Source organism: Mesorhizobium sp. M0060 (assembly GCF_040323155.1).
GTDB lineage: Bacteria > Pseudomonadota > Alphaproteobacteria > Rhizobiales > Rhizobiaceae > Mesorhizobium.
Window position 1 is genome coordinate 50611 of the sequence record NZ_JAMYUP010000032.1, and the last position, 10962, is coordinate 61572.

The following is a 10962-nucleotide window of genomic DNA, read 5'->3' on the forward strand; positions in this document are numbered from 1 at the left end:
GCCGGAAGGCAGGACGAAACTGATGAATATGCACACGACACCCCAGCGAACATTAGCCGAAACGGCGCTGATCGACGCCTTCGGCGAGCGGCTGTCGCTGCTGCCGGGCGACGGCGCGGTGATGCTGAAGCGCGACGACGCCATCGAGGCGATCAAGAGCGGCCTGCCGACGCGGCGCATCGAATCCTGGCATTATACGGACCTGCGTCGTCTGCTGACTTCGGTGCCGGACTTCGATCCGGCAGCGGTCGCGAAAGCCATTGCGCCGATCGTCGAAGGCTCCAGCGTTTTGCCGGTGCTGAACGGCGTTTCGAGCGCGAAGCTCGCTAGCATCGATGGCGTTGCCGTGCAGCGCCTGTCGGAAAAGCTGACCGACGGCAGCGCAGCACCTGGGCTCGATTCTTATGGCAGCGACGACGCCATCGGCGCGCTCAACACCGCCTTTGTTGCCGACGGCTATTTCGTCGACATCGCCGACGGTGCCCAACTGGATAAGCCGCTCGAATTGCAGAATTTGCAGGCCGGTGGACAGACGCATGTGCGCCTGGACGTCCGCGTCGGCACCGGCGCCAAGGCTGTTATCGTCGAGCGCCAGGCTGGCGAGGGGGCGGCGCTGGTCAGTTCGGTCAGCCAGCTTCTGCTTGACGAGGGCGCCGAAGTGACCTGGCTGATCGTGCAGGAGCAGCCGGATACGGCAACGCACCTTGCCCAGTTCAAGGCGCATCTCGGCAAGAATTCGAAGCTGACGCTGTTCGTCATGAATGCCGGCGGCAAGCTTGTGCGCCAGGAAGTCGTTGTGAAGACGACCGGCGAAGGCGCCGAATTCACCTTGCGCGGCATCAACCTGTTGGCCGGCGACACCCATACCGACGTCACCATGGTGCTCGACCACGCCGTACCGCACACCGCCTCGACGGAAGTGATCCGCAACGTAGTGACCGGCAAGGCGCGCGGCGCCTTCCAGGGCCGCATCAACGTCCATCAATATGCGCAGAAGACCAACGCCAAGATGGCCTGCAATACGCTGCTTCTGTCGGATGACGGCGAGTTCTCGACCAAGCCCGAGCTGGAAATCTTTGCCGACGACGTCGTCTGCGGCCATGGCGCGACCGTCACCGAGATCGACCACAGCCATCTGTTCTACCTGATGGCGCGCGGCATCGACGAGAAGACGGCGCGTGGCCTGCTGGTCAAGGCCTTCGTCGCCGAAGTGATCGAGGAACTGGACGACGAAGCCATCGTCGAGGCGCTGGAGGCGAGGCTCGACAACTGGTTCGTGGCGCACGGGTAGAGCGGCATAGGGCGAGGCCCCCTCATCCGGCCGCTTCGCGGCCACCTTCTTCCCAAGGGGAGAAGAGACAGGCGGCGACGCTGGCGATCTCCTCTCCCCAGCGGGGAGAGGGTGGCCGTAGCGAAGCGGAGGTCGGGTGAGGGGGAGCCACATTGGAAGGTTGATTGCTGTGGACCAGAAAGTCGAAAACATCCCCTATGACGTCGAGGCGATCCGCCGCGACTTCCCGATCCTGTCGCGGCAAGTCTACGGCAAACCTCTCGTTTATCTCGACAATGGCGCCTCGGCGCAGAAGCCGCAGGCGGTGCTCGACGCCATTCAGCACGCCTATTCCCAGGAATACGCCAATGTCCACCGTGGCCTGCATTTCCTGTCGAATGCGGCAACCGACGCGTATGAAAAGGCGCGCGAGACGGTGCGCCGTTTCCTCAACGCGCCTGATACCGACAACATCGTCTTCACCTCGAACACCACGGCGGCGATCAACACCGTCGCCTACGGTTTCGGCATGCCGAACATCGGCGAGGGCGATGAAATCGTCCTGTCGATCATGGAGCATCATTCCAACATCGTGCCCTGGCATTTCATCCGCGAGCGGCAGGGCGCCAAGCTGGTCTGGGTGCCGGTCGACGATCTCGGCGTCTTCCACATCGAGGAGTTCGAGAAGCGGCTGACCGACCGCACCAAGCTCGTCGCCATCACCCACATGTCGAATGCACTCGGCACGGTGACTCCAATCAAGGAGATCGTGCGCATCGCCCATGCGCGCGGCATACCGGTGCTGGTCGACGGCAGCCAGAGCGCCGTGCATATGCCGATCGACGTGCAGGATCTCGACTGCGATTTCTTCGTCTTCACCGGCCACAAGGTCTATGGCCCATCGGGCATCGGCGTGCTCTACGGCAAGAAGGACATTCTGGAGCGCATGCGCCCGTTCATGGGTGGCGGCGAGATGATCGAGGAGGTGACGCAAGACATCGTCACCTACAACGATCCGCCACACCGCTTCGAGGCCGGCACGCCGCCGATCGTGCAGGCGATCGGGCTTGGTGCAGCGCTGGAATATATGGAAAAGATCGGCCGCGAGCGCATCGCCGCGCACGAGGCCGATTTGAAGGACTATGCGCATCAGCGGCTGCGCGCCATCAACTCGCTGCGCATCTTCGGCGATGCCCCCGGCAAGGGCGCTATCATTTCCTTCGAGCTGCAGGGCATCCATGCCCATGACGTGTCGATGGTCATCGACCGGCAGGGAGTGGCGGTCCGCGCCGGCACCCATTGCGCCCAGCCGCTGTTGAAACGCTTCGGCGTAACATCCACATGCAGGGCATCGTTCGGCATGTATAATACCAGGGCCGAAGTCGATGCTTTGGCCGATGCGCTGGAAAAAGCGCGAAAGTTCTTCGGGTGACGATCATGGACGATGCCAGCCACACCGCCGAGACAAATTCGGAAGCGACGACCAATGCGGCGGTTTCCGGATCGACAATCCCCGCCGACGAATTGGCGCGGCTGACCGACGACATCGTCTCGGCGCTGAAAACGGTCTATGACCCGGAAATCCCGGCCGACATCTACGAGCTCGGCCTCGTCTACAAGATCGACATCGAGGACGACCGCTCGGTCAAGATCGACATGACGCTGACCGCGCCGGGCTGCCCGGTGGCTGGCGAAATGCCTGGCTGGGTGGAAAACGCCGTCGGCGCCGTCGAAGGCGTCTCCGGCGTCGAGGTCAACATGACCTTCGACCCACCCTGGTCGCCGGACCGCATGTCGGAAGAGGCGCAGGTGGCGGTTGGGTGGTATTAGCATCCGACCGGACAAAGATCGGCGGACTTGCGCCGGGCAGGAAACTTCACCATTTTAGGTGAGAATCATTCGGCAGGCCTTGAACCTGCAAGGAATGGAGAAAGAAAAAGATGGGACGCTTCGCCGTCATCACCATGACCGAAAAGGCCGCCGACCGGGTTCGCGAGATCGTCGCGACCCGTGAGAATGCACATGGCATTCGCCTGGGCATCAAGAAGGGCGGCTGTGCTGGTATGGAATATACGGTCGATCTGGTGACCGAGCCCAACACCAAGGACGACCATATCGAGCGCGACGGCGCGCATGTCTATGTCGCGCCGGAGGCGGCACTTTTCCTGTTCGGCACCGAGATGGATTTCGAGCAGACGACACTGCGCACCGGCTTCACCTTCCGCAACCCGAACCAGAGCTCGGCCTGCGGCTGCGGTGAATCGGTCGAATTGAAGCCGGCTGATTTGAAGGCACTGGCCGAGGCGCGCGCTTCAGCCTGAGAATTTTCTTTTCTTTAAGTAGGCTTTCGCGAGACCCCCTCATCCGGCCGCTTCGCGGCCACCTTCTCCCCGGAGGGGAGAAGAGGTCGGTCGAGCCAGTCTCTTCTCCCCTCCGGGGAGAAGGTGGCCCAAGGGCCGGATGAGGGGGACTGCCGAAGAACCCTAATCCACCCACATCCCCGTCCTCTTGTGCCAGTCGGCGATTGATTCCTCGGGATAGACGTCGAAGACCTTGTCGCCCTTGCCGATATCGGGCTCGACCCAGTTCGCCTTGTATTTCAGCATCAGATGAACCTTCTCCGGCGGCTTTGGCAGGTCTGTGTCGATCGCCGAGGCGAAGGGGTGCACCAGCTCCGGCCAGGTCGGGTCGTAGAGCCAGAGTGCTGCCCCGCATTTCCTGCAGAAATTCCGCTGGCCTGACGAGATCTCGCGTTGCGGGTGCTCGTCGTCCTCGATCTCAGCCCGGTAGACGCCGAGATGGCGCTTGCCCTCGATTTTCAGCGTCTCGTAATCGGCGCCGAGATTGATGGCAAAACCGCCGCCGCCCTGCTGCTTGCGGCAGATCGAGCAGTAGCACAGCATGAACGGCACCGGCGTGTGGCTCTCCACCTCGAAACGCACGGCATTGCACCGGCAGGATCCCTTGAGCAGAAGCGGCATGAAAAACTCCGACGAAATTGATTCTGAACTTGTCAGGATGGTGCCGGTTGCGGCGATGACAAGGGGAAATCCCGATGACATGATCGCCGCATGGACAACGAGCGCATAGAAGAGCTTTTCGAAGGCCTCGGGCCGGTCAGCATCCGCAAGCTGTTCGGCGGTAAAGGCATCTACTTCGACGGCGTCATCGTCGCCATCGTCATCCGCGGCGAATTGATGCTGAAGGCCGACGCCGAAAGCGCCCCGGATTTCGAAGCGGCCGGTTGCCGGCAATGGACCTATACCGGCTCGCGCCATGGCAAGCTCGTATCGATGCCCTATTGGAGCGTTCCAGAAAGCGCTTTCGACGATCCCGATGAGATGGCGATCTGGGCGCGCCGGGCCTATGAGGCGGGACGGCGCGCCGGCAAGTAGGCTGCGCCGGTCCGCTAGCTGCCGCCGGCAATCCAGGGCGCACTTCACGCCAGTTCGCGCGCCTCGGGCACCAGCGCCAGTGCCTCGGCAAAGCCGGTGCCGCTGAACGCCGCAGCCGTATCGGCGCTCTCGACGACGGCGAGCATCGCCGCGGCGACGCCTTCACGCAGCGCCGCGCGCAGCGTCAAGCCGCGCAGCAGGGCGGCGATCGTCGCGCCCGCCAGCACGTCGCCGGCGCCGGTCACGTCGGCCCGCTTTTGTGGCAGCGGCGGCGAGATCGAAAAAGCGCCGGCTTCGTCGAAACCGAGCACCGGTCCGCCGCCGGCGGTCACCACGCCGCCTTTCAAGCCTGCATGTCTCAGCCCGTCGACGATGCCGCGCCCGTCGGCATCTATGTCCACGCCGGCGAGCACGCCGGCCTCTTGCCGGTTCATGAAGGTCAGCGCCAGAAGGTCAAGCACCGGCGTCAGCCGCGCCGCTCTGCTGGACGAGACCGCAAGCGCAAAGACCGGCTTGCCGGCAGCGAGCGCCGCCAGCCGCTCCAACGCGGTCGACGGCAGGTTGGCGTCGCACAGCACCGCGTCGGCGGTGCCGATCGCCTCACGCACCTTGGCGCGGCGGATCTGCTTGGGAAGCGCCAGTTCGTAGAGCACCATGTCGGCAAGGCCGGCGATCAGCCCACCGTCGCTATCGACCAACGCCGTATGGCTCGGCGTCGCGCGATCGAGGAACACCGCCGACAGATCGGCAATGCCGGCCTCGGTGATGGCGCGTAAAACCGTGTCGCCTTGGGCATCGCCGCCGCGCACCGAAAGCAGCGAGGCCGAGACGCCGCGCCGCACCGCACAGCGCAAGGCGTTGAAGACGGCGCCGCCGACATGCTCGCGCATCGTGCCGGGGTTCGACGCGGCCGGCACGAAGGCGCCGACAAGCCGGCCGCGCCGCTCGATATAGGCGCCGCCCACGGCCAGGATCGTCGAGGATTTCATCATGCCGGCAAAATGACCTTTGCTGTTGCCCGGGAGGAGACTAGGTTGCCCTGCGGAAGCCCGCAATCACAGGCGCGATTCGCAACATGGCAGTAACGGCCCCGCATAGGATGCAGGGTATGTCTCCCGCCGAAAGCGCGAAACAAAAATAGAACAAATCGCGATATCGTTTGTTTTTCAGGTGCTTGCCGTCCGTTGACAAACGAGAACAAATAAGGTACATTCTAACAAGGATTACGGGATTGTCCGGCCTTCATTGACGACCACGGGGTGATGTATCATGGCTCAGAATACTTTGCGGCTTGTAGAGGACAAAGCGGTGGACAAATCAAAGGCTCTGGATGCGGCGCTGTCGCAAATCGAGCGTGCCTTCGGCAAGGGCTCGATCATGCGGCTCGGCGCAAACGAGCAGGTCGTCGAGATCGAAACGGTGCCGACCGGCTCGCTTGGCCTCGACATCGCGCTTGGCGTCGGCGGCCTGCCGCGCGGCCGCATCGTCGAGATCTACGGGCCGGAAAGCTCGGGCAAGACGACGCTGGCGCTGCACACGGTGGCCGAAGCCCAGAAGAAGGGCGGCATCTGCGCCTTCGTCGATGCCGAGCACGCGCTCGACCCGGTCTATGCCCGCAAGCTCGGCGTCGATCTCGAAAACCTGTTGATCTCGCAGCCCGATACCGGTGAGCAGGCGCTTGAGATCTGCGACACGCTGGTGCGCTCCGGCGCCATCGACGTGCTGGTCGTCGATTCGGTGGCGGCGCTGACGCCGCGCGCCGAAATCGAAGGCGAGATGGGCGATTCGCTGCCCGGCCTGCAGGCCCGCCTGATGAGTCAGGCACTGCGCAAGCTCACCGCCTCGATCTCGCGCTCCAACACCATGGTCATCTTCATCAACCAGATCCGCATGAAGATCGGCGTCATGTTCGGTTCGCCCGAGACGACGACCGGCGGCAACGCGCTGAAATTCTATGCCTCGGTCCGCCTCGACATTCGCCGCATCGGCTCGGTCAAGGATCGCGACGAGGTCGTCGGCAACCAGACCCGCGTCAAGGTCGTCAAGAACAAGCTGGCGCCGCCCTTTAAGGTGGTCGAGTTCGACATCATGTATGGCGAGGGCGTGTCCAAGACCGGCGAGCTGGTCGACCTCGGCGTCAAGGCCGGCGTGGTCGAAAAGTCGGGCGCCTGGTTCTCCTACAATTCCCAGCGTCTCGGCCAGGGCCGCGAAAACGCAAAACTGTTCCTGCGCGACAATCCCGACACGGCGCGCGAGATCGAGCTGGCGCTGCGGCAGAATGCCGGGCTGATCGCCGAGAAATTCCTTGAGAACGGCGGCTCCGAAAGCAGCGACGACGGTTTCGAGGACGACGCCGGCGCGATGTAGGCTTGGCGAGCGACGCCCCGCGGAGCTTCAGCCAGGTTTCGGTTGATGTTTTGATCTGAGTTTGCTTAATCGATGCGTTTCGAACCGCCGGCCCCGTGCCGGCGGTTTGCGTTTTATGGCGGGGCAGAAGCCATTTCAAAGTGCCGGTGAAGGCCGTGATTTGAGCCCGTTTCGTGTTTCTGGACAGGCTGCGGTGCGACCGCTAAAAGGCCATGTCTATTTTCCGCCGATGGCCGGCGGTTCTCTCGAAAAGGCAGTATTCATGAGTGGCGTCAACGAGATCCGGTCGGCATTTCTCGACTATTTTCGCAAGGAAGGTCACGAGGTCGTCGCGTCGAGCCCGCTGGTGCCGCGCAACGACCCGACGCTGATGTTCACCAACGCCGGCATGGTGCAGTTCAAGAACGTTTTCACCGGTCTGGAGAAGCGGCCCTATTCGCGTGCCACGACCGCCCAGAAGAGTGTTCGCGCCGGGGGCAAGCACAACGACCTTGACAATGTCGGCTACACTGCGCGCCACCTGACCTTCTTCGAGATGCTCGGCAATTTCTCCTTCGGCGACTATTTCAAGGAGCGCGCCATAGAGCTTGCCTGGAACCTGATCACCAGGGAATTCGGGCTGAAGAAGGACAAGCTGCTGGTCACCGTCTATCACACCGACGACGAGGCCGCCGCCTACTGGAAGAAGATCGCCGGCTTTTCCGACGATCGCATTATCCGCATCCCGACCTCTGACAACTTCTGGGCAATGGGCGACACCGGACCTTGCGGGCCGTGCTCGGAGATATTCATCGACCGTGGCGAGCATATCTGGGGTGGCCCTCCCGGCAGCCCTGAGGAGGATGGCGACCGTTTCCTTGAATTCTGGAACCTGGTGTTCATGCAGTATGAACAGGTGACGAAAGACGAGCGCATCGACCTGCCACGTCCGTCGATCGACACAGGCATGGGCTTGGAGCGCATGGCCTCCATCCTGCAAGGGGTTGAAAGCGTCTTCGAAACCGACCTGTTCCGCCACCTGATCGACGCTGCGTCGTCCACGCTTGGCCGCGATCCGGATGCGGACACTGTAGGATCGTTCCGCGTCATTGCCGACCACCTGCGTTCGTCCTGCTTCCTGGTGGCCGATGGCGTGCTGCCGTCCAATGAAGGCCGCGGCTATGTGCTTCGTCGTATCATGCGCCGCGCCATGCGCCATGCGCAGTTGCTCGGCGCCCGCGATCCCCTGATGTGGCGCCTGGTGCCGGCGCTGGTGCGCGAGATGGGCCAAGCCTATCCCGAACTGGTGCGCGGCGAACAGATGATTACCGAGACGCTGAAGCTTGAGGAAACCCGTTTCCGCAAAACGCTGGTGCGCGGCTTGGGCTTGCTTTCGGAGGCGACGGAAAAGCTGGCCGCCGGCGACATGCTGGATGGCGAGACAGCCTTCAAGCTCTACGACACCTATGGCTTTCCGCTCGACCTGACGCAGGACGCGCTGCGCCAGCGCAACATCTCGGTCAATCTTGCCGGCTTCACGGATGCGATGGAGCGGCAGAAGGCGGAGGCGCGCAAAAGCTGGGCTGGTTCCGGCGAGGCAGCGACCGAGACGGTGTGGTTCGCGGTGCGTGAGAAGACCGGCGCCACCGAATTCCTGGGCTACGAGACCGAGCAGGCGGAAGGCCTCATCCAGGAGCTGGTCAGGGACGGCAAGACCGTCGATAGCGCCGGCAAGGGCGACGCTGTTGCTGTGGTTGTCAACCAGACGCCGTTCTATGGCGAGTCCGGTGGACAGATGGGCGATACCGGCGTCATTTCAGGCGAAGGGTTCTCGATCGAGATCTCCGACACCCAGAAAAAGGCCGATGGGCTTTTCGTCCATGTCGGCAAGGTGGTCAGCGGCACGGTCAAGACGGGCGCAACCGTCGAGCTGAAGGTGGACCACGCGCGCCGCTCCAGGCTGCGCGCAAACCATTCCGCGACGCATCTGATCCATGAAGCGCTGCGCGAGGTGCTGGGTACCCATGTGGCGCAGAAGGGCTCACTGGTCGCGCCCGAGCGCCTCCGCTTTGACATTTCACATAACAAGCCAATCTTACCTGACGAGCTCGAAGAGGTCGAGCGCATGGCGAACGAGATCGTCGTTCAGAACAGCCCTGTAACCACGCGCCTGATGTCTGTCGACGACGCCATTGCCGAAGGCGCCATGGCACTGTTTGGCGAGAAGTATGGCGATGAAGTGCGCGTCGTTTCGATGGGCACGGGCCTGCATGGCGCCAAGGCCAACCGGCCCTATTCGGTCGAGCTCTGCGGCGGCACCCATGTCAGGGCGACCGGCGATATCGGTCTGGTGCGCATCGTCTCGGACGGCGCGGTCGCCGCCGGCGTGCGCCGCATCGAGGCGTTGACCGGCGAAGCGGCCAGAAAGCATCTCGACGAACAGGACAAGCGGCTGAAGGCGGCCGCCGCCGCGCTGAAGATTTCGCCGGCCGACGTGCCGGCCCGCGTCGAGGCGCTGCTCGACGAGCGCAAGAAGCTCGAAAAGGAACTGACCGAAGCGCGCAAGAAGCTGGCGCTGGGCGGCGCCGCGGCCGGCGCGCCTGCTGAGAACGAGACCGTCGCCGGTGTCGGCTTCCTCGGTAAGGCGGTCTCCGGCGTCGCGCCGAAGGATCTGAAGCCGCTGGCGGATGCCGGCAAGAAGTCGCTCGTCTCCGGTGTCGTCGTCTTCGTCGGCGCCGGCGAGGACAACAAGGCAAGCGTCGTCGTCGCCGTCACCGATGATCTGACCGGCCGCTTCAGCGCCGTCGATCTGGTGCGCGTCGCGTCCGCGGCCTTGGGCGGGCAGGGCGGCGGCGGCCGCCCCGACATGGCCCAGGCAGGCGGTCCCGACGCCTCCAAGGCCGGCGATGCGATCGCTGCGGTGAAAGCGGCGATCAACGAAGCGGCGTGAACCTGCACCGGGGCGGCCGAAACGGCGCGCCGCCCAGCGGATATCTTTGAGGGCCTGATATGCCGACGCTGACGATGTATCAGGTCGACGCCTTTGCCGAACGGGCCTTCCAGGGCAACCCTGCTGCCGTTCTCGTTCTGGAGAACTGGCTGTCGGACGATGTAATGCAGGCCATCGCCAACGAGAACAATCTGGCCGAAACCGCGTTTGTGCAGCCGAATGGCAAAGGTTGGGATTTGCGCTGGTTCGCGCCGGTGCATGAAGTCGACTTCTGTGGCCATGCCACTATTGCGGCCGCCCACGTGCTGGCTGCGGAACACAATGTTGAGGGCGAAATTGCCTTCGCCACCCGCGTAGGCGAGTTGCGGGTTTCCCGGCGGGAAGGAGCCTATCAGCTCGATCTACCGTGTTTTCCGCCGCAGCCCGTCGGGGATGAGTTGCTGCCGGCGCTGCAACAGATATTTCCTCTGCAGCCGGTTGCGGGCTTCCGCAATTTCGAGAACCTGTTTGTCGAGCTAGCCGACGAGACATCCATACGATCTTTCGTTCCCGATCTGCTCAGGATCGGAGGTTTTCATCCTCTCGGCCTGGTCATTACGGCGCCTGGGCAGGCCCATGATTTCGTTTCGCGTTATTTCGTGCCCGGAGCTGGCATTCCCGAGGACCCGGTGACTGGCTCCATTCATGCGACATTGGTGCCGTACTGGGCTGAAAAGCTCGGCAAGGCGCATCTGTCGGCATTCCAATGCTCGCAACGCGGCGGGCACTTGCTATGCGAGCTGGCCGGAGATCGTGTGCTGATCACAGGTCGTGCGAAGACCTTCATGAAGGCGGAAATCTACCTTCCCGAACGAGCGGCCTGGCTCGGGTTCGTCGCCCCCACGAAGTGGGGGAGAGGTGGCCGCGGAGCGGGCGGGGGGGGGGGCCGGCGGGACCAAAAGAAGGTCGCGGAGGGGGGGCGATTTGTGCTCTCCGTGGAGGGTGCGGCGCGCCCCCGCGCC

10 protein-coding genes are annotated in these 10962 nt (G+C 63.4%); 8 read left to right on the forward strand and 2 right to left on the reverse strand.

What is annotated here, in order from left to right; all coding sequences use genetic code 11:
* Nucleotides 1–22: 22 nt before the first annotated feature.
* The 4 genes from sufD to sufA all read left to right on the forward strand — a co-directional run bounded on the left by sufD (nt 23) and on the right by sufA (nt 3591).
* Nucleotides 23–1291, forward strand: a complete 1269-nt coding sequence (gene sufD / locus NKJ94_RS24945) for a Fe-S cluster assembly protein SufD (RefSeq protein ID WP_352528791.1) — start codon at nt 23–25, stop codon at nt 1289–1291.
* A 169-nt stretch (nt 1292–1460) separates the two neighbouring features.
* A complete protein-coding gene (locus NKJ94_RS24950; RefSeq protein WP_352528793.1) occupies nt 1461–2702 on the forward strand; it encodes a cysteine desulfurase in 1242 nt (413 codons plus the stop codon).
* A gap of 5 nt (nt 2703–2707) precedes the next feature.
* Entirely contained in the window at nt 2708–3100 is a 393-nt protein-coding gene (locus NKJ94_RS24955) for an SUF system Fe-S cluster assembly protein (protein WP_352474719.1), read from the forward strand.
* A gap of 110 nt (nt 3101–3210) precedes the next feature.
* Nucleotides 3211–3591 carry a Fe-S cluster assembly scaffold SufA gene (gene sufA, locus NKJ94_RS24960; protein WP_006206001.1) on the forward strand — a complete coding sequence of 127 codons (381 nt, stop codon included), beginning with the start codon at nt 3211–3213 and terminating at the stop codon, nt 3589–3591.
* Between the two features lie 162 nt (nt 3592–3753).
* On the opposite strand, the gene NKJ94_RS24965 is transcribed toward sufA, so the two are convergent.
* Nucleotides 3754–4251 carry a GFA family protein gene (locus NKJ94_RS24965; protein ID WP_352528795.1) on the reverse strand — a complete coding sequence of 166 codons (498 nt, stop codon included), beginning with the start codon at nt 4249–4251 and terminating at the stop codon, nt 3754–3756.
* 90 nt (nt 4252–4341) lie between these two features.
* On the opposite strand from NKJ94_RS24965, the gene NKJ94_RS24970 reads away from it, so the two are divergent.
* The gene (locus tag NKJ94_RS24970) at nt 4342–4665 is read left to right on the forward strand and encodes a TfoX/Sxy family protein (RefSeq protein WP_352528797.1); all 324 of its coding nucleotides are present in this window, start codon (nt 4342–4344) and stop codon (nt 4663–4665) included.
* A 44-nt stretch (nt 4666–4709) separates the two neighbouring features.
* On the opposite strand, the gene NKJ94_RS24975 is transcribed toward NKJ94_RS24970, so the two are convergent.
* Entirely contained in the window at nt 4710–5657 is a 948-nt protein-coding gene (locus tag NKJ94_RS24975; protein WP_352528799.1) for a carbohydrate kinase family protein, read from the reverse strand.
* Nucleotides 5658–5934: 277 nt separating this feature from the next.
* On the opposite strand from NKJ94_RS24975, the gene recA reads away from it, so the two are divergent.
* The 3 genes from recA to NKJ94_RS24990 all read left to right on the forward strand — a co-directional run.
* A complete protein-coding gene (recA, locus tag NKJ94_RS24980) occupies nt 5935–7032 on the forward strand; it encodes a recombinase RecA (protein WP_352528801.1) in 1098 nt (365 codons plus the stop codon).
* A 262-nt stretch (nt 7033–7294) separates the two neighbouring features.
* Entirely contained in the window at nt 7295–9961 is a 2667-nt protein-coding gene (alaS, locus tag NKJ94_RS24985) for an alanine--tRNA ligase (RefSeq protein WP_352528810.1), read from the forward strand.
* A 59-nt stretch (nt 9962–10020) separates the two neighbouring features.
* The coding region (locus tag NKJ94_RS24990) for a PhzF family phenazine biosynthesis protein (protein WP_352528803.1) at nt 10021–10962 on the forward strand (942 nt) is incomplete at its 3' end.